The sequence below is a fragment of the Echinicola strongylocentroti genome (assembly GCF_003260975.1).
GTDB classification, from domain to species: domain Bacteria; phylum Bacteroidota; class Bacteroidia; order Cytophagales; family Cyclobacteriaceae; genus Echinicola; species Echinicola strongylocentroti.
Map to the genome: position 1 here is coordinate 1297738 of NZ_CP030041.1, position 24997 is coordinate 1322734.

Consider the following 24997-nt stretch of genomic DNA (forward strand, 5'->3'; position numbering starts at 1 on the left):
GAGCTGAAATTGCAAGAAAATCAGTTAGTTTGGAGGCATTAGCGTAGCACCGCTACGGTTATGCCGAAAACTAAAGTGAAACGGCTGATTTTGAAGCAGTTTCAGGTCGCAACAGATAGGCTAATGCATATTCCGGGTTAAAGTGTTACCATTGCTTTGATGACCTTATTGGCGGGATCCAGCCAGCTGGCAAAATCCTCCTTTACTTGATCAAAGCTTACTCGATGAGTGATATAAGATTCCGCTTTCACCTTTTGTTCTTTCAGGGCTTTCAGTACCGTATCAAAATCTTCCCTAGTGGCATTTCTGCTACTCATCAGTGTGGACTCACGTTTGTGAAATTCAGGATGGTTGATCTCAATCGGACCTTTTTGAAGACCTACGAGTACATACCTGCCACCATGAGCCATGAGACCGAAGCCATTATGGATGGCTATCGAGCTACCCGTGGCATCAATGACCGCCTCAGCAAAATTCCCTCCGGTAATTTTCTCGATCTCCTTCCTGAAATCACCTTTGGCATTGACGGTATATTCCACCCCAAGGGTTTCACGACAAAAAGCCAACCTGTCCTCGTTGATATCCATGGCAATCACCTTCCCTCCTGCTATCCGGGCAAACTCCATAACACCCAATCCAATAGGTCCTGCTCCCATCACCACCACAAACTCGCCTGACTTCACGTCTGCTCTTCTTACTCCATGGGCACCGATGGCCAATGGTTCTGCCAAAGCCAACTGGTCCAAACTAAGTCCATCCTCTTTTACCAACGCTGAAGGGGGTACCGAAATGTATTCTTTCATTCCACCATCCTCATGGACACCAAATACACTGATGCTGGCGCAGCAATTTGGCTTCTGAGCGAGACACGCTACGCATTTGCCGCAGTTAAAGTAAGGAATGATCGTAACCAGGTCCCCAACAGAAAAACCCTCTGCTCCCCCTGTTTCTATGAGCTCACCTGACAGCTCATGTCCCAATACCCTTGGGTAACTGAAATAAGGCTGGGTACCTTCATAGGCATGGAGGTCTGTACCACATATGCCGATACGTTTGATCTTGATCAGTGCCTTGTCTGAGCTTGAAGTAGGTTTCTCTCCCTCTACATACTCAAAATGCCCCGGTTTCTTACAGGTCAATATTTTCATTGTTATATAATTTTTAATAGTTGTACCTATCTTTTATTTAAAAAGAAAAACCATTGCCTTAAAAAGAACAATGGTTTCTATAACTAATAAACCCCTAATTAAAATGATCTCTGGAAAAAATGATTATATCTGATTGCACTTAAAATCAGGTTTTCCATCACTTTAATTAATCAAAGATGTCAAATTATACCTGTTTTCTCCACCTCATATGTTTATAATCACAGGACAATTGTTTATTTCTTACGCTTAGCGTCCATATTTTTACGAAAGACTACATTTTGACCTCAATCATCCCAGTGAGCATCGATTACCTGCTGAATATGGGGATAGTTTTCGTCTGTTTCGTTTAGCTCTTCCCGTAATCTTTTGAGTTCTATCTTTAGCTCATCTATCTTCTCTTGGTACTTGGGATCATCATAGCGATTATCCATTTCGTTTGGATCTTCTTTTAGATCATAAAACTCCCAAGCGACAGGTGTATGGCGGGTAAAGTCATTGCCCCAGCTGGCTTTGTTCCATTCAGCATTGGGGTCATCCGTATCTACCCAATACCTACCATAATAAAAGATCAGCTTGTACCTTTTGGTCCTGACGCCAAAATGGGCGGGATTTCCATGCCTATGTGCCAAATGCATCCAGTACCTATAATAGGTGGATTTTTGCCAATCTGCTGGCTCTTCATTGGTTTTCAAAATAGACGCAAAGCTCTTTCCTTGCATGTATTCAGGCACACTTCCACCAGCCAGATCTATTAGCGTAGGTGCAAAGTCAGTGTTATTGATGATGGCATCTGTCCGGGTGTCGGCTTGGATTTTTTCTGGATACCTGATTAAAAACGGCATGCGCATCGATTCATCATACATCCATCTTTTATCTATATAATCATGCTCGCCCAGCATAAACCCTTGGTCACTGGTGTACACAATAATGGTGTTTTCCAATAATCCCTCTTCTTTTAAATATGCCAAGAACCTTTTTACATTATCGTCTACCCCTTTGACGCATCGGAGGTATTTCTTTAGATAACTTTGGTAAACCTTGGAAGTATAGGCTTTTTCTTCGGCATCCATCTTCCACTTCACCAGTTCTTCTGGACGGATATCCTCTGCATTCCTATAATTTTTATAATTTTCGCCTTTCCAAATATTCATCGCTTGGTTTCGGATCAGGTTTCTATGTGATACCGATGAACCGATAATTCTGGTAAGGCTATCATTTTTTCCCCTGGTAGCTACCGAGCCATTATTGCCATTGTCGTAGAGACTTGCTGGCTCAGGGATAAACGTGTCTTCCAAATACGATTCGTACCTAGGTGCATTTTCAAAATCATCATGGGGCGCCTTGAAATGATACATCATGAAAAATGGCTGATCCTCTTTTCGTTCATTCTCAAACCAGTCAATTACCTGGTCGGTAATAATATCGGAACTATGCCCTTTGTAGCTTACCGTATTATTTGGCCAGGGCTTTTCTCCCCGCACCCTGAAATCCGGATCAAAGTATTTGCCCTGCACAGGAAGTACTTTATAGTAATCAAAAGCTGCAGGCTCATCATGTAAGTGCCACTTTCCAACTATAGCAGTTTGGTACCCTAATTTTTTCAGCTCTTTGGGCAAATATTGCTTTTCTGGTGGCAATTCACCTTCCAAGTCAATGACCCCATTCGTCTGGGCACGCTGTCCAGTCAATACCGCAGCCCTGCTGGGCACGCATATGGCATTATTGACAAAGCAGTTATCAAATATCATCCCTTCTCTAGCCAGACTGTCCAATGTAGGCGTAGGATTCAGGTCTGCCAGACGACTACCGTAGATCCCAAATGCTTGGCTGGTATGGTCATCTGCCATGATATAGATAATATTGGGGGGACGCTCTTCGGAAGTTTTTTCTTTCTTTGAAGGGGAACATGCCATAGCCAAAGCCACCATACAGGCCGGTAATGTCCTCCCTAGTATTTTAGGTGTTAACTTTTGTATTTTATAGGTCATAATCTTCTTTGTTTAATACCAATTGATCCCCCAACCTCCGCTGTTCTGCTTGGAGAGCGGCAAACATTGAGGTTATTCTTTCACGTTGTGCTTTATTGCCTGACAAATCATCCATTTCATGGGGGTCTTGGGCAAGGTCATACAGTAGGATTTTACTTGCTGATGGATAGACGATCAATTTATAGCCATCTTGCTTGATCATCCGTTGATAGTTGATGTATGCGCCGTATACCTTATCCATCCCTTGGTTTGGATGACCTTTTGCCAAGTCCAAAATACTGTTAAAGGCCACGTAATCTGGCTTTTTCACACCTGCTATCGCTAGACTCGTCGCCATTGCATCTTGCAAATAGATGTTTTCATCCAGCCGTTTTCCTTCTGGTATTCCCGGGCCAACAATGATAAATGGTGCTGCCACACTATGTTCATACATGTTTTGCTTTCCCAATAATCCATGTTTCCCCATTGCTAGCCCATGATCTGCGGTAAAGATGATATAGGTGTTTTCTCTAGCGCCAATAGCTGCTAGTTTGTCAACGATTTCCCCAATTTGAGCGTCCATATGACTGAGCAAGGCATAATACTCCTGAAGGTGCTTTTTAATGGCGTAAGGGGTTCGGGGAAATGGTGCCAGCGCTTCGTCTCTCAAGGAAGGGCCATTGCCAATGGCATCCTTATGCGGGTATAAGGGCATATAGCTCTTGGGAAGTTTTAGCTCATCCACCTTATACTGCTCCAAAAAAGATCCCGGAGATTGGCGTGGGTCATGGACAGCATTGAAAGCTAGGTACATAAAGAACGGCTCTTTTTGCTCATTGGCATGATCCATAAATGCCAATGCATCTTCCTTCACTACCTCACTCCAATGTTTTCCACCTTCCCAGTACCCTCCCTGACTTACATCTGCTGGATCCCAAGAAGTATCATTTGGTTTTTTGGGACGGTCATAGCCTAACGGCATGATGGACGAAGGATCGGCATTTTCCTGCCTTGCCAGAGAATCAAATTTATGCACCATCGTAGCATGGTCCCAGTGGTCTCCCGGCATCCCGCCCCTGATATGGGCTGTATGGTCAAAAATCTCACTGGGATGGACATCTACATGCCACTTTCCACTCATATAGGTCTCATATCCGGCTTCTTTCATCAGCCTTGGCCAAGTCTGGTCCAATTTCTCCCCTTTCTTCCAGTTTTCCTTAAACTTCTGGGCCTCCCATACTGACCTTCCTGAAATCATCATGGTCCTGGATGCGGTACATACCGCCCCTGTCCAAGATCCCATATTATAGGCTTTGGTAAAGGATGTCCCTTCTGCCATTAATTTATTGAGATTTGGAGTATGGACCGCATTGGGTTCTAAGCCACCTAAAGCGGTAAATGTCAAGTCATCTGCAAATACAAACAGGACATTGGGTTGTGTAATTTCTTCCTGACTTGGTGATTGGCTACAGGCGGAGATCAATATCACCCCCGCCGTTGCCAATGCTCCTATTAGTTTATTCATTGCTGAAATTTCCTGTATTCGTACCCCATCATGGAGTTGGCTTCTTTGTCCTTTTTGAATTTCTCCTTCTTCGGATTCCAGTCCAATGGCCTGTTTAGTCGATAGGCAATATTGGCAATATTACAGATAGTGGCTGACCGGTGTCCGATTTCCACATCACAGATTGGCTTTTCACGGCTTTGCATACAATCAAGCCAATTCTTATGGTGCCCCCCATGAGTATTGTACAATTTCACATCTGTGGGTTTCAGTTCGATATCCTTTAGGTGAGCGGGGGTAGGTTCGAAGTAATTTCTGCTGATATCCATCTTACCTTCTGTCCCGATAAAACGTACGCCATAACCTCTGCCAAAATCATGATGCACCATCTCCACGCCATTATCATAAATCATCTTCAAGCCAGTCTGGGGGTTGGTCTCGCCTGCGGGTGGAACGTACTGTACCGGGCCGCTGCTGTCCATACCCAAGGCCCACTGGGCGATGTCAAACATATGTGCACCCCAATCACAAAGAATACCTCCACCAGTTTCATCAAACAGCCTCCAATCAGGCCAAAATTTCACATCATTGTCAGCTGGAGCCAACCGATGATTATAGGCCAACATCGGTGCTGGACCGCACCATTGGTTCCAATCCACCTCTGAAGGTAGGGGCTCTTTTTGTAGATCATAGGGTCGGGATGGTGTTCCCACTTGGACCAGGACTTGTTTTATCTCGCCCAAATAGCCATTTCTCACCAGTTCACAGGCTTTTCGAAAGCTGTCCCACGAACGTTGCATACTTCCGGTCTGGACAATGCTGTCATATTTTTTGGCCATATCCACCATTTCCTTGCCTTCATTAATGGTCAATGTCAGCGGCTTCTCGCAATACACGTCCTTTCCTGCCTTCATCGCATCGATGGCATTGAGCGCATGCCAATGGTCTGGGGTCGCAATGACCACCCCGTCAATGGAATCACTGGCCAACAACTCCCTATAATCTGAGTAGGTCTGTAGAGAATTAGCGGAGATTTCTCTTCCGGCATTTTTATAGGATGCAGATGCATGTTGTTTGAACCAATCCATTTTTGTGGTCCACACATCTGATCCTGCTACGATCTGCGCATTTTCCTGCTTTGCAAACGCCCCGATCAATCCACGGCTTTGCTTACCAAGCCCAATAAACCCTAGGTTGATTTTGTCACTGGGAGCTACATACCCCTTGCCCAATACATGCCGGGGCACAATGGCAATTCCCCCGAGGGCTATCAATGATGATTTTAAAAAATCTCTTCTTCCGGCATTTTTGGTCCGGATTTCCGCTTTATTGTCTTTCATTTTCAGGTTAATTTTAGATTTATTTACAATGCAATATGTCAATTTTTACTAAATAGATGTAGAACATATGTTTACTAATATGGCACATATCTGCACTGGTTTGGGGACTTTCGATCATTTGGTCTATTTTTGACGAAATACAACAGCATACACAACCATGGACAGTTCACACCTATTTTTAGAACATACTTGCGAACTTGGTGAAGGAATATTCTATGACGGCCCCACAGCATCGCTGTTCTGGGTAGACATAGACGGGCAAATGGTCTATCGGTATTCCTTTGCCACCTCGCAGACCAGCACTTGGCACCTTCCTGGAAAAGTCGGCACCATTGCCCCATATCCGCCGGATAGCTTATTGGTATCCTTGGACAAGGAAATCGGATATTTAAATCTCTCTGATGGTGAATACACCAAGCTCATCGAGCTTGAAACAGCGCTCCACGCCAATCGCTTCAATGATGGAAAATGCGACCCGCAAGGAAACTTTTGGTTTGGAAGCATGCACCTGCCCGAAAGACTACCGACAGGACATCTCTATTGCCTAGATCGGAAAGGCATGGTAAGAAAACAGTTATCAGACATTACGGTTTCCAATGGCCTGACTTGGGACCAAAGAAAAAACAAATTCTATTTTATAGATTCCCCCACACGTTCCATTGTTTCATTTGACTATCATGATGGTGCTACTTCCCTCCACAATAGGCAAACGGTCATCAAGGTCCCTAGCCAGATGGGCTTCCCTGATGGAATGACCATTGATGAAAACGGACTGCTCTATATTGCCTTATGGGGAGGCTATGGAGTAGGCATTTGGGATCCCGAGAATGGCCAACTGGTGGATAAAATTCCTGTCGATGCACCCTTGGTGACCAGCTGTGCATTTGGCGATAAGGACCAGAAAGGACTCTATATCAGCACCGCGCGTAAGGGTCTCGGCCAAGACGTATTGGCCAAATACCCCCTCAGCGGCAGTATCTTTTACGCCCGATGCGAGACCAAAGGAATGCCTGCATTCCCTTATCTTCGAGATGCCAGCATTCCCATTGGCCACTCACCTACTTATGTGAACGGATAAGCACTTTTTATGATCCTTTAACCCGGAATATGCATTAGCCTATCTGTTGCGACCTGAAACTGCTTCAAAATCAGTCGTTTCACTTTAGTTTTCGGCATAACCGTAGCGGTGCTACGCTAATGCCTCCAAACTAACTGATTTTCTTGCAATTTCAGCTCTCACTACGATTCCCAACGCATAATCCGGGTTTAACTCATAATCCGTTCATATACTCTAGTCTCCTGATAATATTGCTGTCATCTGCCACAGAAGCCGCCAACTTGCCCTCTTCTACGGAGGTGGTATATCCATAAGGACCATCCGCCAGCTGAACCAAAATATTCATAATCAGTAGCGCTTCATGTGGATCCGTCGTCGAATAAAGGGCTTCCTCTATATCCATCATAGGATCTGAAACGCCACAGATTCCCAGGAATTGGCTTGCCCGAACCCTGTTTATCCTCACTGGATCACTCTTGGACAGTCCTATAACAGCTTCTTCCAGCGTTTTTGCTTCCTCTCCAAAACTGGACAAGACACATAAGGCCCAGTACCTCACCCACGGGTCATCGTCTTCCAATTTCCGTTTAAGTTGCTCCTCCACATTTTGAAAACCTGATGTGGCAAGGTTAGCTGTCAAGTAATACTTTTTGATATCCCTCCTATGGTCTTGCCCAAAGGCAGTGGGGTCATCAAAAGCCTCTTCAATCAGGTAAAACTCCGGATAAAAGGAAAGGTCTGGCATGGACAACAACCAATCCCCCAGCTCTTTTCTCATTGCCAGCAATTGCTTTTCATAAGCTGGGTCCTCCGCTAGGTTATTGATCTCATAGGGATCTTTTTCTATATCAAACAGCATCTCTACTGGCTTTACTTCAAAAAATTGACGTTGGTCCTCATTGAGCTTACCTGATCTATACAAATCGACCCATTCTTGATAAGCTATCTGCTTGTACCGGTAATTGTTCCAGAGACCGTCAAAATTAAACGGATGAAAATTCCTGATGTACTTATACTTCCCCTTTCTTACCGACCTGACAAAATCATATTTTTCATCAAAACGATCCGCATAACCGTATGCCACATCATTAGGGGACTTATTTTTTTTACGTAAAAAAGGCTCCCCGTCCATCTGCTTAGGCACTTTTACCCCTGCCAGGTGAAGTACCGTAGGGCCAAAATCCACAAAACTCACGAATTCCTGCACCCTTGTCCCTGCTTTATAGGAAACCCTTTCTTTGTATTTTTCGGGTACATGGATTACCAACGGCACATGCAGTCCCGTTTCATATAAATACCCTTTACTCCCAGGCAAAACGCCTCCATGATCACCAAAGTAAAACACAAAAGTGTTTTCCAGAAGTCCATCTGCTTCCAATTGACCGATCAGCTCTCCTACTTGCCTATCCATCTCCGCTATCCTGTCCAGATAATACGCTCTGGTATATTCAAACAATGCCGTTTGAGGATGGTTTGGCTGCAAATTCCCGCTTGGAGGCAAAGTAGATATAGGCGTTTCCTCCATCTTTTCCGGCCCAAAGTGGAGCTGACCTTCATGGGTAACGGAAAAGTTATGGACATAAAAGAATGGCTGGCCTTCCTTCCTGTTTTTATAACTTGCCTTATTGGAGGATTCATCCCACACCTTATCTCCTTTGTCCAGATTGTAATCTTCTTTGGCATTATTGGCGGTATAATACCCTGCTTCACGCAAATAAAACGGAAACATCTCCAAATTATCCGGCATAGGCACCGTCTTCATTTTCCGGTGATACTGTGCCCCAATGCGCGGAGCATAGGATCCTGTGATCAAGGTCGACCGTGCCACACTACATACTGGCCCATTAGAAAAAGCATGGTCAAACACCAGTCCTGTCTGCGAAAGCTGTTCGATATGGGGAGTTTCCACTCCATCCGAATCGTACAATTTCATATAATGCTTGGAGTTATCCTCCGATGTGATCCAAATAATATTGGGACGCTCCTGTGCAATGGAGCCATGGGAGATCAGGCAAACTATTATCAACAGGAATAATTTCGTCCACCTATCCTTGATTGTACTTTGAAACATGCTTGTTCTTGTCATTTTAATTTTCTGTTCGCTGAAGCCAAATTGCCCAGTCCTTCTCGGCACTCATTGGCGCATCGCCCAATTCTACATTTTGTCCTCCTGAGACAGTAAGCGTTTTGCCTTCTTGCAATGGCCCACCACTACGCGGATCGTACCATTTGACATCAAACCGTCCGTCGAGACTACCAAGGTCTATCTCAGCAGCTTGAGCAGCTTTCAAGTACACCACCACTTGGTCTTTTCCATCACTCAACACGTATCCTTCTCCTTTTACCAGCCACTCATCTCTGTTTTCCATCTTCCAATAAGGGATGTTTTGGCCAGTGAAGAAATCAAGACATATCCTTCCCTGATCCCAAAACTTGTCCCTCGACCTAAAGTCCTGACAAGTAAGGTCCGAATGGGCATGCTTATAGCCAAAGTACCACTCTGTACCCCATGCTCCCGCCATCATGGCTCCCCAAAGTCCATTTTGACGGGCGTCATCATGTAAGGGGGCCTCTTCGTCGGGAAGCAACGAGTGTTGCGCATCTCCTGGCTCATCGCAAGCTACAGCCCACTGCTTACCTGCTTCCTTGCTGTCATTAAGGATCTTGAGAACGTTTTTATGTACATTGGCAAAATCCTTCCTATTGGTCTGTAAAGAGGCTCCGGTGAGTGGGGTATCTCCATAAAGCGGGTCAAACCATTTACCGTTATGGATCACAATATGGTGGTCATAGGGATCTACAGTCCGAACATAATCCGCCAACATCAGCCAATCCCTAGGTTCTAATGGAAAAGTCCGTGGGGTCTTCACCCAGTCTCCTTGTTCCTCACAAAGGTTCCAGTTTAGCGCCAAATGGTGACCAAAACGTGCAATTAATTCCCGGTAATACAATTTGGTAAACATGCCTATTCCTCCATTGTCCAACAGTCCTTGGTTTTCGACTTCCAAGGTCTTGAAATGCAAAAACATGCCCAACTTGTCGGCATGCTCAAAGACCATCTCCCACTGATCGAGTTTAGAGACATCGTACCTGTCCCAAGTATCATAATCCACAAAAGGAAAAACATTCTGGTCATCACCGGATACGTTCATCGTCAGAAATGAAAAAGCATTGGCACCTTTCCCGTGAAGGTAATTGACCGCACCTATCAGGCCCTTCCCCTTTCCATTCTTCCATGTAGGGTCTCCGCTTTTCCAGTCTCCCACATGGGCCTGGTAGGTCTTTACCAAATCATCCTTATGGCCATCTTCGGCAAAATCCCCATCAAAGTCCGCAAATGCCAACAGGTTTTCTGGTGCGTCTGAACCGAATTTCAAGAAATATTCTCCAGTTCCCTTAAATTGAAGGTAACGCTCTCCAACGTAATCAAGCCGTCCCTTGCTTCTAAAATCCCTTCCTTCTTTATCGCTGGGAGCTATTATAAATTCCCCTTTTAAGCCATTGATTGAAGAAACGGGGCTGAGTTTGGAAGTATCCCTGAGTGCGGCCCATTTTCCTTCAAAAAACAGGACCTCATAATTCCATTCCCCTGTTTCATCCGGAGCAAAATGCGCCCTCCAGACATTGCCTTCGGTGGCACCGGATTCTCCTGCTTGTCCGTCAGCGGCAAAATAACCGGGAACCAAATACCTTTTTCCAGAGGCCTCATGGCGAAACTCCACATCAAATTTATATTGGAGAAAGGGGTTATCCTCATCCATTTCGCCCGCTTGGGGGCCTTCTACATCAAGGGTGACTTTATGCCATTTCTGCAGCTCTCCATGAAGACGCTGTCCATGTACAGTATGCACTGCTAACAGTAGAAGAAAACCTACCAAGGCATTTTTATAGTGTATCATAATGTCAAATTGGGTTATTATTGTTTTTTATTTTGAATGCGAAGACTTTAACTGACCTGATGCGGCTTCATAGGAAGCGTTTTGGTCCATTTCATAAATTCTCTCCATCAATTGCCATTTTTGATCCGCCGTTGCTGATTTATCGGATTGTTGAAACTCCGCAACATAGCTTTCCCATTCCTCTTGCCTGGGCAACTTGGAAAGCCTTTCCATGGCCTTATCATGGTCAAAGTCAGCTACCGTGTCCATGATCATAAACAAGGTGGCATCATAAATATAAATTTCCATATCCAAAATCCCTACTTCTTTCATACCAGCGGTTATTTCTGGCCATGCCTTCCCCATACCATGTACTTCTTTATACCGAGCTATCAGTGCTGGATCATCTTTTAGCCTAAGCTGTTTACAGTATCTTTTATATTTCATGTGTTTATGTTGTTTTCTAAGGCCGTATGGAATCTAGCATGATTTATCCCGGAATATGCATTAGCCTATCTGTTGCGACCTTAAACTGCTTCAAAATCAGCCGTTTCACTTTAGTTTTCGGCATAACCGTAGCGGTGCTACCCTAATGCCTCCAAACTAACTGATTTTCTTGCAATTTCAGCTCTCACTACGATTCCTAACGCATATTCCGGGTTTATAATCATCCCAGTGTGTGAGCTATTCATCATATTCGATTTTATATAGCCTTTTGATTTTTATCGGAAACTAAAAAAAGCAGGAAGGTAACCTTCCTACTTTTTTCAATTAAACCCTATTAATCAATCAAGTTATCCACTAATTAAGTTTGATTTTGAACACATAAGCAAAATCCCCGGGCTTATTGTCCGGTAGGTCTATAAGGAGGTGCTCCTCTCCCTGCTTCCAAGTCAACTGGCCATCATGCCCCAGTAAGGTTACTTCCTTTATTTCCTGGTCCAGCAGGTCACTTCCAGCCCTGAAGGATTCGATCTCCGCTTTACCTGAATCCGGCCAGTCCATTGCTATCGCATAGATGTTTCCGTCTTTTTGGGTAAACCTAAAATCTTTGCCTGTAAGGTCTTTGTTCTTGCCTTCGGTATGGTGTCCAGTAGCCACCTCTGTCGGTCCTTCCCCGAAGGTTTTCCAGTGGGTGGTTCCATAAATGGCTTCCCCATTTTGGTCAAGCCACTTACCAATGGCCAACAGTACTTCTTTTTGGTCTTCAGGAATGGTACCGTCGGCTTTTGGTCCCACATTCAGTAGCAGGCAACCGTTCTTACTGACGATGTCAATCAAATCATCCACAATGGTATTGGGAGTTTTGGATATCCAATTGGACACGTAGCCCCAAGAATTAGCACCGATAGAAGTATCGGTTTGCCAAGGATATTCATGGATGTCCGACATTTTACCCCGCTCTAGGTCCAGCACATTAGTGCCTGGAGGGTAGGATTCAAAATCATCGAAGTTTTTATTTTGCAAGACTACCTCTTTGCCCCAATCGAGTCCTTTATTATAGTAATAAGCCGCAAGCTTGGGATGGTAAGGTCTATATTCTTCCCGATCAAGGACAAAGTCAAACCAAAGCACATCAGGCTGGTAATTATCGATGATTTCCTTGGTTCGCTTCCACCAAAGTTCGAGAAACTGCTCGTCCGCTGGCACATACGGAGAATGGGACCTTCCATATAAATCACTGAAGGTTTGGTCTGAGGCATCGCCGGTTTTGTTGAAGTAGTCCCAGTTGAATGCAAAATGGGACGAAGCACCTACCTTGAGCCCTTGCTCTCGGCCTTCTTTGACCAGCTCACCCAAAATATCCTGCTTTGGCCCCATCTCTACGGCGTCCCATTTCGTGTGACTGGACTGGTACATCGCAAACCCATCATGGTGCTCGGCTACTGGAACGATGTATTTTGCCCCTGCCTTTTTGAACAAGTCGATCCACTCCTTGGCATCGAAATTCTCTGCGGTAAACATAGGGATGAAGTCCTTGTACCCAAACTCATCAAGCTCTCCCCAGTTTTCGACATGGTAGTCATAAATCTCTGAAGGTTTCTCACTGACGATTTCCCCCTTTGGATTCCAAACTACCGAATCCATGTACATCAATCGAGGATACCATTCTGACCCGTAAGCAGGAACAGCATATGGTCCCCAGTGGATAAAAATCCCCAATTTAGCATCCTTAAACCATTCAGGAACTTCATATTGCTTTAAGGAGTCCCAATTCTCCTCAAATCTAGGCTCTTCACTGGCCTTTTGTTCTTTGCCATCGCTGGCACACCCACTTCCTCCCATGGACCACGCAACAGCCAAGGCGGAAAGGATCATGCTTGTTCGTTTTTTCATTACTTATTTTATTAATATCTCTGTGCTTATAAAAAACCCTATAGGTAGATCAGGCACCGCCTCCCACCTATAGGGTTACCTCATTAATTATGGTCTGACTTCTTTTTCCATCACCCAAAAATCATCAAAATAGAAAGTGCCATTTCCCGGTATTTGGAGCATAAATCGTCTATTGGCATCACCTTGTATCGCCTCATATTCGGTGGTCACTTCCACCCACTCTCCTCGTGGTTTGTCCGCTGCGGACTCCCAAAACTGCTTCCAGTTAGGCAATAACCAAAGGCTTACACTTGGAGCTGTCGTGCCCTCTTCTACATATATTTTATACTTGAACAAGTAGGTTTTGCCAGGCTCTAAACTAAATGGTGCATTGATACTATGGATTTTACCACCAGCATGCTCTTCATTTTTTATCACTTTGAGGCTGTAATCTCCTGTCGCGGCCAATTCAGTGGTAAACGCTACTTCGGAATCATTGTCCCACATGGCCTTCCAGCCAGCACCGCCGTCTTCAAAACCATATGCGGTGTTATCCAACAGGTTAGCCGAATGCATGACTACGGGGATATCCGTAAATGCTTTAGGCGTTCGTTCATCTACAGAGGCAAGTTCACCTCCCGCAAAACTCACGGTCACCACATCGGGACGGTAAATTTCCTGTGCCAATTTGATATCCAGCTTGGTAGGATTGGCCGCATAAGGCTGTACGGAAGTTATATCAAAAACCTCTCCATTTACCTTTACCGTAAATAATTCCTCTCCTCCAGAGAAAGGTTTAAATTCTCCATTAAAAGACATTCGCAGGGTTTGATCTTCCAGCTCGACGATGTCTTCTGTCAATTCAAAAGGCTTACTGGAAGGAATGACCTTAATCGGATTTGGAATGGTGTCCCTGCCAGTTCCCGGAGGTATGGTTTCGCCAGTCCTTGAAGCGGTTAGTATAGCTCTATAAACTCCGAGCTTATTGAAAGGGATCAACGCCACAGAATCAGCACTGTTGTTCACGACTTCTTCCGTGTCCACATTTCGGATTTGCCAGTTTCGTGCATTTGGACGTCCTTGGGTAGACCTATCGATAAACGCCACTTCAGTACCAGCCTCTACAAACAAGGTATCCTCACCTCTGGCAATCGTTTCTTCCAGGTACTTCATTTCTGCTTCTGCCCTGATCGAGTCATAAACATCCACCATAAAAGCAGTGTCCATCACCCAAAACTCTCCATCCCACTTGGTGCTGACGGTATCCAAACCTCTGAAGGCCACCGAATCCCTAAACTTATTGACCAACCGGACATACTGGATACCGGGATTTTGAAACAGCACGTGAATGGTTTTCTCTGTAGAGACCGTATCACCTTCATTGATGATGAATTCGGTAAGGATGGTGTCATTTCGACTTATCGGTCCTTCCAAAAAGAAATTGCCACTATCGATAGACCAAGTATGCGCTACAGCTCCCTGAGACAGATCGGAAAAACTCTCAAACTGTCCCACACTGGTAACGTACGATGGTTCTCTAAGGAAACTGGTATACCATCCCACATCCGAAAATTCGGTGGGTGCTATATACTCATCTTCTACACAGGAATGAAGCCCTGCGATAAAAACAAACACTAATAATATATATCTTCTTTTCATGATCAGGTTCTTTTTGGGTTAGTTTAGTCTTCTCCTCCTATTTGCGGATTGGCCACGATCTCAGAATTAGGTATCGGCCAATAAGCATGCTCAGAGGCAATATAGTTGGAGGCAGCTTGCTGGTAATCCATTAGGATCTCCGACTCCATTTCCTCGGTCGTCAACACCGATGCCCACCTGGTCACGCTTTGTCCATTACTATTGACGAATGCAAAATTATCTGTATAGTACCTTCTTTGCGAAAGCTCTTCAAAGCGATCTTTGGTAATGCCCCATCTGCGCAAATCTATGGTCCTGATGGCATTGCCCTCCAAGGACAATTCAAGCGGTCTTTCCACATACATCAAGTGGTCCATTAGCGATTGGACATCATAGGTTTGGTTGTCATGTGCGGCAGCGGGATATTCACCCGTTCCATCCATTCCCAATAATTGTAGCGCAGACCTGTGCCTCACCCTATTGATGTAGGTCATGGCTTCTTCTACATTTCCATCTCCCATCAATAAGGCCTCTGCATACATCAAGTACACATCAGCGAGCCGGATTACCCGCACATTGACACCGGAACGTAAATTAGGCACAATATCCTTTTCGTCCTCTACAATCTCCCAATTCGAATATTTCCTGAAATAACCTGTTTCTTTATTATTAAAGGCGGTAGCTTCAGCAGTACTGGTACCATAATATTCCAAATCCGTATCATCCACCAATGCGATGGAGTACGAAGTCCTCAACGAATACTTTCTTAATCGTGTAGATCCATCTTCATCCACCACGTAATTCCTTGGATCATTAATATCCACAGGGTCCTCCTTATAGGCCATGATCAACCAGCAGCTTGGATAAATAGACCTCCATCCTCCTACGGGGCTAACGGCAAAGTTCAAGCTGTTGGACACCTGCTCCTCTGCCCAGACGGAAATTTCCGATTTATAGGCAAGGGAATAATTGATCTCCAAGATGCTTTCACTATTTAGCTCATTGGTCGTGGTGAAGTTATCACCGATATTTTCGGTCAATGCGTATCCGTATGCTGGATTTTCCATCACATCTTCAAAATACTCCATAGCCTGTGAATAATTTTCATTATACAGATGGCTCTTTCCCAGTACCGCAGCGGCAGCCCCCGCTGTCACCCTGCCTTGGTCAATATCCCTGCTATAGGAAGGTGGTAAATGCTCATGGGCGTATTCAAGATCCGCCAAGTAAAAAGCCATTACCTCTTCCTTGGGTTTCACTGGTTGGTAGAATTCCTCTTCATTTTGCGGAACAAAATCGAAGATGGGTACATTTCCTTCATTAAAACCCGTGGACAAATAGAAGTAGAAAAGCCCTCTGAAAAACCTCGCTTGGGCGAGTATGGTATTGGCCCTTTCCTGACTGCTTTCATCTTTTAGTGTAGGAATCAATTCTTCTGAGGCCACGATGACCTGATTGGCCCTGAAGATACCTTTATACAAGGCGTCCCATTTATTATTGGGCGTACTGGATGATTCATTGAATTCCTGCAAGTAATACTGGTTACTGGTATTGGGCCTTCCCCAGCCAGGCCAAGTCATGTCACTTCGATTGTATTCATCGGAAATGGCAAGTAGGTTTTGATTTTTAAATGCATTGTAAACCCCTATCAACCCGGCATCCAAGTCATCGACGGTTTTCCAAAAACTCTCCGTAGACATTTCATTTGGATTTACTTCTTCCAGAAAATCACTGCATCCCGTGCCCATGCCCAGTATGGGGAGAGCACATAACATTATTTTATATAGGTTATTTCTAAGTTTCATACCATGTTCATTTTAAAAGTCAAACTGTATACCTGCTCTGTACTGGGCCGAAATCGGATAGTTTCCTTTATCTATTCCTCTCGTGTTCAGCCCATCATTGCCCACTTCTGGATCAAATCCATCATAGGAGGTTATCGTCAGTGGATTTTGGGCGGCGATATACACGCGGAAATTCCTTACACCGACTTTATTGGTTATTCCCGATGGGATGGTGTAGCCCAGTGCCACATTACGCAGCCTGATAAAGGTGCCGTCTTCTATCCAGTAGTCCGTATATCCACGGTAATTTTCATGGTCCCTACCCCTATAAGCAGGTATGGTAGAGGTAGTATTTTGTGGTGACCATTGATAGAGGATATCCAAATGCGTTCCTTGCTTATAGGCATACGCTTTGCTTCCGTTGATGATCTCTCCCCCAAAGGCACCGTACCACTGCATGGAAAGATCAAAACCTTTATAATCCGCATTGAGGTTTAGTCCCATCTCAAACTCCGGCATGCCGCTACCTGCATACACCCGATCGTCATTATTGATAAGGCCATCACCTGCATCAGGCACGCCATCACCATCGGTATCGACAGTCAGGGCGTCCACGTATTTCAGGTCACCCATCTTGGCGGTGGGCATGATTTCGCGATACTCCTGAAGCTCTTCCTGGGAAGTAATCAAACCATCTGTCTTGAGCACGAAAAACGCCCCTGCCTCGTAACCTTCTTTCAGCACGGTCACCAAGTCTTCATTGGGAAGTCCGCTGGTCACGGTACTTCCAGATAGATAGGCGATTTTATTGGCTCCGCTCATCTTGGTGATCTTGTTATTGTTCTTACCGAAAGTAAGCCCTGCCGACCAGGAGAACTTCCCTTTGTGGCGGTAATTTGCCGTAAACTCCATCCCCCGGTTATTCATATTCCCTACATTCAGGATGACAGTAGCATTACTGCCGGCACCTGTAGTGGGAGGAAGCAGCAACGGAAACAGCATGTCTTTCTTGTTGGTGTTATAAAAATCAGCTGAAAAGGTAAACTTGTTCTCAAAAAAAGCAAGATCAAATCCCAAGTTGGCCTGTTCGGTAGTTTCCCATTTGACATTTTCATTGGCAAATGCCGTCTGTATGGCTCCCAACACCAAATGATCACTGCCTTCTGGGCCAAAAACGTAATCCTTTGCCAAACTAATGGTAGCCGCATTACTGTAATCCAAGAAATTTTGGTTACCGGTGGTACCGAAGCTACCACGGATTTTAAAGCTATTGGCCACAGGGGCTAGGGAATTCCAAAAATCCTCGTCTGACACATTCCATCCAGCAGATACAGACGGGAAAACTCCCCACCTATAATCTTTCGAAAACCTGCTCGAACCATCTCTTCTTGCACTGACGCTAAGTAGGTACTTACCTTTATAATCGTATTGCGCCCTGCCCAAGAAGCCAATGAGGGAGTTGACACGGTCCTGTCCATAACCACTTCCTGAACCGACATTGGGATCCAGTGTGGCGCCGTTGAGTACTAGGACATCATTACTGATCAAGTCAAACTTCTCCGCAAAGAAAGAAGTGTACTCATACCGCTCCATGGAAAAAAGCCCCAAGACCTTCAAACTATGCTCACCGAACTTTTTATGGTAGTTCAGTGTGGTCTCAGAAGTAAAGCTCTTGGACCGATCACTGAAGTTATAGATGCCCGACCTTACGGTAGTGGGCAGAAGCTCCCCTAACTCATTGTACACCTTAAACAGGGGATTTACCCGCACGCGGGTATTATTGGTGATACTGCCCCCCATTCGGCTCATGATATTGAAGGATTTTGACAGGTTGTACCTCGCTTGGAAGAATCCGTTGAAGTGATCGCCACTCCTGACATCGGTTTGCTTCATCCTAGCGGCCATATAGCTCAGGTTCAATGCATCATTGGTAGAGCCACTGGCATCTGAAATGGTGGAAGCACTCGGGTCGATTTCTTGCTGATAAGGCTTTTGCTTGTAGGCGTCCAGTAGGAAGTTCCAAGGGGCGTACTCCTGTTCTTCTAGCCTGATACCAAGCCCAGTATTGATCACCCATTTACCTTTGGTATAACCCGTATTTGCCCGGATGTTAAACCGGTCAAACCCCGAATTAATGATCACACCTTCTTGGTTAAAGTAAGTACCCGTGATATTGTAATTTAATCCTTCTTTGCCACCAGAGATGTTCAAACTGTGATTTTGTATAGTCGCATTGTCATTCTGAATAATACCTGCCCAATCGGTGTCATTGGTAAAGCTATAGAGGTTGTTTTCCAATGGTGTCCATGAATTCCCGTAGTTGGTTCCGTTTTGGTTGTATTTGCTCAAGAACTCCGAATACATGTACTGGTCAAAATTCATAAGAGGAACATCGGAAGTGATTTTTTGAACCCCATAATAACTATCCAGCCCTACTTTCATGACGCCTGCCTTGCCCTGCTTGGTAGTGATGAGGATCACTCCACCAGCACCACGTGTACCATAAATAGCGGCTGAAGCGGCATCTTTGAGAATATCTATCGATTCGATCTCATTCATACTGAGTTTAGGGTCGCCATTATAGGGAATACCATCTACCACATACAGAGGTGCGCTGTTTCCGGTGACAGAGCTCAGTCCCCGGATGACGATATTGGAGCTGGACCCCGGCTCTCCAGAAGAGGCGGTGACATTTACACCTGCCACCTGTCCTTGCAGGGCTGTACCTAGATCGGCTGTGGCAGATCTAGTCAGCGTCTCACCATCCACATTTCCTACCGCACCAGTGACTTCCTTTTTTTTCTGGGTACCATACCCGATCACGACGACTTCTTCCAGTGATTCGATATTGATATCCATCACGAGATCCATCTTGGTTTCATCGGTCACCACCACCTTTTGGGTAAGGTAGCCTATCGATGAAAATACTAAGGTAGTTTCCTTATTGGGGACCATTATTTTATAGTTTCCGTCAATGTCCGTGACGGTCCCTTGGCCGGTGCCTTCTATGATGATATTGACACCAGGAAGGGTGGTGCCATCATCACTAGAAGTGATCGTACCCGTTAGCTCTCTTTTTTGCCCTTGGGCAATGGTCGAATGAAGGGATAGTAGCAGTAATAAGCCTATCATAAAAAATCCTTTGACAGAACTGCTACCCTTTGAGGGTAAGTTTTTTTTCATAACGGTTTGGTTAATTGGGTTATCAATTGCAAAAAACTTCTTTACGAACAGATTTTGCTTTTTCCTATATCAAAACTAAAAAAAGTTTAAGCTACAGTTTACAACAGATGTTGAACAGAATAGTACATATGTATAAAGCCCACCCTGAAACCTCCCAAACAGGTTTTTAACCAGCCAATGACTCCATTTACTGTTTATATTTTTTTCGAAATTTTTTAAAATAAAACCAAAGCATGGTCTGTCTAGTTATTTTCGAGGCGCCTTTTGAAATAAAAATGGCCAGCCTTTAGAAAAGGCTGACCATCAACAACAACATCTCCTCGTTCCTTATGTCAATAATCTGGGTTTTGCTCCAGTAGAGGATTTCTGTCCAAAGCCTCCTGAGGTAAAGGCCACTTATAATGTTTGTCCTTAAACACCCGGGCATAAACAGGATCTCCATCAAATCCGTCCAATTCTTGTACGGCCAAGCCCCAACGTTTAAGATCAAAGTAACGGCTGTTTTCCATGAGAAACTCCACTCTTCTTTCATACCGAAGTTCTTCTCTTAATGCTGCTTGATCCATCGTAGACACAGCAGGATACTGTTGGGTTTCCAGGAAATTGACCCCGTATGCACGAGCTCTTACCCGATTGATGGCTTCCAGTACAGACTGGTCTATATCATTGGATTCTATTTTAGCTTCAGCATACATAAGTAATACATCTGCATACCTAAGGTGAATGAAATCGGTACCATCATTAATTGGTTTTTCGAGGGTCTCTCTCACTACAGGGCTAATCCCCTTGATAAAAGTAAATCCAGTCTGGGATTTAATTTCCGAAAATGGATTCCATTCACCTTGATAGATGGACATCCCCATCCTGGGGTCCCTGTTTTCCATTGGGTTTTCCGAATCATATAAGGGTGATTCACTAATGGAAAGGCCATCGATGCACTGATAGCTGTGCACTAAATCAAGGGTAGGATGCATGGTTCCCCAAAACCCTATCATCTCCTGCACTGATCTTTGATGGGCTTCCTCTGGTACATTGGCGTACTGGATAGAAAAGATGACTTCCTGGTTATTTTCCTGCTCTTCATCAAAGAACAACGTCGTGTAGTCGTTTGCCAAGGCATAATTCCCCGATTCCATCACCGCTTTTGCTGCCGATGCAGCTTCTCCAAGGTTCTCCCCGCTGTACAGCAGTACCTTTGCTTTCAGTGCTTGTGCTGCGGCTTTTTTCACATGGCCATCATATCCTTCTTGAGGGAGATAGTCGATAGCTATATCGAGGTCATTTAGGATATGTGAAAACACCTCGGATTGGGAGTTTTTAGCACTATATTGGTTCTCCACAGTGCTGGGTGCTGTCCTGATGGGGACATCTCCATAAGTCGCTGCCAAGTAATAGTAATAATAGGACCTGATAAATAGCACCTCACCTTTCCAGGCATTCAACTGGGCTTCGGATACCCCGGTGACATTGTCAATGTTCACCAAAAACTCATTGCAGCTAGCTATACCGTTATAACTTACTGCATATACCGATATGAGTGCATCTTCAGGTCTTCCATTGTTGCTATAGGTACCATCCAAGATGGAGTGGAAGCCAGCCCCTCTACTTAAATAACCATTGTCCGTTATCCCATCCCAAATCGTATGAGGCTTCGGGCCACTGTTCCAATTTGCAAAAGAAGTGATTCCATAGAAATTGGTCTGCAGGTCACTGTACACCCCTGCGAGCCCGATCAATGCATCATTTTCATTTTGCCAAAAAGTAGTACTGCTGATAACATCCGGTGGTTGTTGATCCAAAAATTCTTGGTTACACCCATTTAAGCCCAACGCTGCCAGGAAGATTCCTTTATATATGTGATTTTTCATGATATTCATTTGATTGCTAGTAATTTTGTACATAAAACTTACTGATACTTTTCCATTGGCCACATTTGCCTATAGCGTCACTGAGACACCAAAAGTGTAGCTTTTATTAAGCGGATAAGTATAGGAAGTGAGCACTTCTGGATCCAGCTGGAACAAATCATTGTCCGTAAAAGTGACCAGATTGTCACCTGAAAAATAAAGCCTTAATTTTGTCAATTTCAGCCTTTCTGTCAACGCCTCTGGGAACGTATACCCTAATGAGACGTTTTTCATTCTGAGGTAAGACGTATTTCTCAACCAAAACGAATTTGCGTAGCTATTTGCATCATAATTACTCAGTGTTTCATTGTACACGGTAGGCAATGGTGCATTTACATTGTCCCTAGTCCAAGACTGGTTTAACCAAACACTTGGTGCATTCCCATCCTGCACAAATGGCTCCACGCCGTGGTTATTTCGGTAGGTTTTTTGTCCCGCTACACCCTGCCAAAACATGGAGAAATCGAACTGCTTAAAGCTCGCCGAAACATTGGCACCATAGGTGAAGGCTGGATGCTGGCCATCCAAATGGATCCGGTCGTCGGTATCTACTACGCCATCTCCATTCTGGTCCTTTAATCGGATCCCTCCTAAGTAGGCTGGCAAGGGCTGAGTGGGGGCATTGTCAATATCTTCTTGGGACCTAAACAGTCCATCAGATTCCCACATATAGAACCCATTGAGGGGGTATCCTTCCTCATTGGCTGTAAATCCATAAATCTCCCTGGCTCCGTAATTTAGGATCTCGTTATTATAGAAAGCTATATTACCTGAAAGATTATAGGACCAGTCTCCTATGTTATTCCGGTGACCTAGGACAAAATCCATCCCTCGGTTACGCATTTTTCCTTGGTTTATCTGAGGACCTGAAGCTCCTGCCTCAATAGACACCTGTAATTCCCTTAAAATGTCATCGGTCACTTTATCGAAATAATCTATCCCTGCGGTAAGTTTTCCACTCCACAATGATATATCCAACCCGATGTTTGCGATAGTAGTCGTCTCCCAAGTAATATTTGGATCTGTGAATTTTTCCAACACCACACCGGGGGCAATACCTATACCGAATGGGTAGCCATGAGAACCTGTAGCCCTTGTCTGCACATAATTATTCAGTTCATAATTACCAAAGGAGTATTGGGCCTGATAGGGATAATCAATATCGCCGTCATTGCCCAACTGCCCCCATGAAGCGCGTAACTTCAACTGATCAATAAAGGTGGCATTGTATAGAAATGGCTCATTTTCCAATCTCCATCCTACACTAAAAGAAGGAAAAATCCCCATCCTACTTCCCTCCGCAAACCTTGAGCTTACATCTGATCTAATATTACTTTCGATCAGGTACTTTTCATTAAATACGTAGTTAACCCTTGCAAAAAAACTTCGGACTGCGCTCTGGGTATTGGTCCCTCCCACTAGCTGGTTATCTGTACCTGCTCCATCCAACTCAGTAATGGTAGTGGTCGGCACACCGTATCTAGAACCAACCGTATTTTCTCTTTTCCTAAACTCTTGGCTGTATCCACCCATAAAAGTGAAATCATGAATTTCGTTCACGATTTTATCGTAAGCTAAGGTAGAGTAAAAGGTAGTAACTGTGCTAAACACATTGTTGGCATCTATCTTTGCTGGATCGGTCGTTCGCCGTAAAAATTCTCCGGTTCTATAATTATATTCATCAAACCGTAGCTGTTGAAACTTTGATTTCATATAATCAAATTTCATTGCACCTTTCATCGAAAGTCGTAGGTTTGGCAGTATATCGATATTAGCGTATAAATTTCCGTTAAAATTATACTTTTCGTCAGAATAGCCTTTCTGCCCATATAACCTAGCTATCGGGTTCTCTCTCGTAAAACCTTCATCGAATAAAAAATCCGGATCTTCTGTACTTCCAGAAAAAGCTTTGGCAGCATAATGGCCCGTACCGTCCAAGGTATATGGCCCCCAGGTAGGTCTCACAGACCAAGCTGATGTCAGTGGATTGGTCCAATCAGAGTTTGGTCCTTGGCGCTTTGAGTACATCCCCATGATATTACCACCGACAGTGATCCGATCAGTAATATCAGAATTGATACTGACAAAGATATTGTTCTTGTCATATTCGGAAGTGGACATAATGCCTTTTTGCTTCCAATTGCCCAAGGTGATATTATAAGAAGTGGTTCCTGAAGTCCCATCCACCCCTAAGGTATTTCTCCATACCGATCCAGTCTGTGTCACCAAATCGGTCCAATCAGTATTGGGGTAATAAGGGTCATTGTTCGCCGTACGGTAAGCCTCGATGATCTCCTGAGGGTAATAATTCCCTCCATCTCCTGGCGCATTGTCCAGCGCACGGTTATACAAGGTCATATAATCTGCCGAATTGCTGATCATTTCGGGAATCACCGTGGGGGTATTTATAGCATAACTTCCCTCATATTTTACGCGTACTCCTTCCTTATACCCTTTCTTGGTTTCTACCAAAATCACCCCATTGGCCGCTTTTAGGCCATATATGGCAGCGGATGATGCGTCCTTCAATACCGATACGGACTTGATGACCGATGGATCCAGGTCGTTAAGGTTTCCTTCCACGCCATTGATCAATACCAATGGCGAGTTACTACTCCCAAAACTATTCAGTCCGCGTATGGTTACATTTACTCCCTCCGCTCCAGGGTTACCGTTATTCTGTGAGATGTTTAGTCCTGGCACTTGTCCTTGTAGCGCCTGGAATGCATTCTGTACAGGCCTTCTTTCCAGCACCTCTTCTCCCACAGATGCCACGGCACCCGTGAGGTTGGCTTTTTTCTGTACCCCATAACCAACGACCACCACTTCGTCCAATCCTATATCTTCTGAGTCCAGAGAAACATCCAATGATCCCGGTGTGGCCTCCAGCACCTTACTTTGCATTCCAATAAAACTAAACTGCAATTGTGCCCCCTCCGATACTTCTATCGAGTACTTTCCGTCGATATCTGTTACCGTTCCATTATTGGTTCCCATCTCCATGATGGTGGCACCTATAATCGGCGCACCGTTACCTGCTTCGGTAACGGTCCCTTTTACCATAATTCCCTGTCCTAAAACCGGCTGCCAACACAGCCATAGAAAACAGGCCAATACTGTAATAATCCGTTGCTTGGTTAATAAAAAACTGTCCATATATTTTGGGTTTGGTTAATAAAATATTTTAAAATTCAACTGAACAATACGAACTCCCCGACCATAGGCTGTTAACTATGGTCTCATAGAATTATTGAATGAATTTGGTAGAGCTTAGA

The 24997-nt window shown here is 44.6% G+C and carries 14 protein-coding genes; 1 reads left to right on the plus strand and 13 read right to left on the minus strand.

Annotated elements, in window-relative coordinates; all coding sequences use genetic code 11:
• Window positions 1-137: 137 nt before the first annotated feature.
• From DN752_RS05020 to DN752_RS05035, 4 genes are all read right to left on the minus strand, one after another.
• A complete protein-coding gene (locus tag DN752_RS05020) occupies window positions 138-1148 on the minus strand; it encodes a zinc-binding alcohol dehydrogenase family protein (protein ID WP_112782942.1) in 1011 nt (336 codons plus the stop codon).
• 284 nt (window positions 1149-1432) lie between these two features.
• A complete protein-coding gene (locus tag DN752_RS05025; protein ID WP_112782943.1) occupies window positions 1433-3136 on the minus strand; it encodes a sulfatase family protein in 1704 nt (567 codons plus the stop codon).
• Window positions 3126-4640, minus strand: a complete 1515-nt coding sequence (locus DN752_RS05030) for a sulfatase-like hydrolase/transferase (RefSeq protein ID WP_112782944.1) — start codon at window positions 4638-4640, stop codon at window positions 3126-3128. The genes DN752_RS05025 and DN752_RS05030 overlap by 11 nt, the downstream gene beginning before the upstream one ends.
• Complete coding sequence (locus DN752_RS05035) at window positions 4637-5959, minus strand: Gfo/Idh/MocA family protein (protein ID WP_112782945.1); 1323 nt, start codon at window positions 5957-5959, stop codon at window positions 4637-4639. Before DN752_RS05035 ends, DN752_RS05030 begins: the two co-directional genes overlap by 4 nt.
• A gap of 157 nt (window positions 5960-6116) precedes the next feature.
• Between DN752_RS05035 and DN752_RS05040 the strand changes: the two genes are divergently transcribed.
• On the plus strand, window positions 6117-7037 hold the full coding sequence (locus DN752_RS05040; protein WP_112782946.1) for an SMP-30/gluconolactonase/LRE family protein: 921 nt from the start codon (window positions 6117-6119) through the stop codon (window positions 7035-7037).
• 193 nt (window positions 7038-7230) lie between these two features.
• On the opposite strand, the gene DN752_RS05045 is transcribed toward DN752_RS05040, so the two are convergent.
• From DN752_RS05045 to DN752_RS05085, 9 genes are all read right to left on the minus strand, one after another.
• The gene (locus tag DN752_RS05045; RefSeq protein ID WP_112786423.1) at window positions 7231-9087 is read right to left on the minus strand and encodes a sulfatase-like hydrolase/transferase; all 1857 of its coding nucleotides are present in this window, start codon (window positions 9085-9087) and stop codon (window positions 7231-7233) included.
• Window positions 9088-9103: 16 nt separating this feature from the next.
• The gene (locus DN752_RS05050) at window positions 9104-10915 is read right to left on the minus strand and encodes a DUF5060 domain-containing protein (RefSeq protein ID WP_112782947.1); all 1812 of its coding nucleotides are present in this window, start codon (window positions 10913-10915) and stop codon (window positions 9104-9106) included.
• 27 nt (window positions 10916-10942) lie between these two features.
• Entirely contained in the window at window positions 10943-11341 is a 399-nt protein-coding gene (locus tag DN752_RS05055; protein WP_112782948.1) for an L-rhamnose mutarotase, read from the minus strand.
• A gap of 354 nt (window positions 11342-11695) precedes the next feature.
• The gene (locus DN752_RS05060) at window positions 11696-13231 is read right to left on the minus strand and encodes an alpha-L-fucosidase (RefSeq protein ID WP_112782949.1); all 1536 of its coding nucleotides are present in this window, start codon (window positions 13229-13231) and stop codon (window positions 11696-11698) included.
• A gap of 87 nt (window positions 13232-13318) precedes the next feature.
• On the minus strand, window positions 13319-14869 hold the full coding sequence (locus DN752_RS05065) for a carbohydrate binding domain-containing protein (RefSeq protein WP_112782950.1): 1551 nt from the start codon (window positions 14867-14869) through the stop codon (window positions 13319-13321).
• Between the two features lie 23 nt (window positions 14870-14892).
• Window positions 14893-16653 (minus strand): RagB/SusD family nutrient uptake outer membrane protein, encoded by a 1761-nt coding sequence (locus tag DN752_RS05070; protein WP_112782951.1) that lies wholly within the window; start codon window positions 16651-16653, stop codon window positions 14893-14895.
• Window positions 16654-16665: 12 nt separating this feature from the next.
• Complete coding sequence (locus tag DN752_RS05075) at window positions 16666-19815, minus strand: SusC/RagA family TonB-linked outer membrane protein (RefSeq protein WP_245949463.1); 3150 nt, start codon at window positions 19813-19815, stop codon at window positions 16666-16668.
• A 332-nt stretch (window positions 19816-20147) separates the two neighbouring features.
• Complete coding sequence (locus DN752_RS05080; protein WP_162633120.1) at window positions 20148-21683, minus strand: RagB/SusD family nutrient uptake outer membrane protein; 1536 nt, start codon at window positions 21681-21683, stop codon at window positions 20148-20150.
• Between the two features lie 69 nt (window positions 21684-21752).
• The gene (locus DN752_RS05085; RefSeq protein ID WP_112782953.1) at window positions 21753-24878 is read right to left on the minus strand and encodes a SusC/RagA family TonB-linked outer membrane protein; all 3126 of its coding nucleotides are present in this window, start codon (window positions 24876-24878) and stop codon (window positions 21753-21755) included.
• Window positions 24879-24997 lie beyond the last annotated feature (119 nt).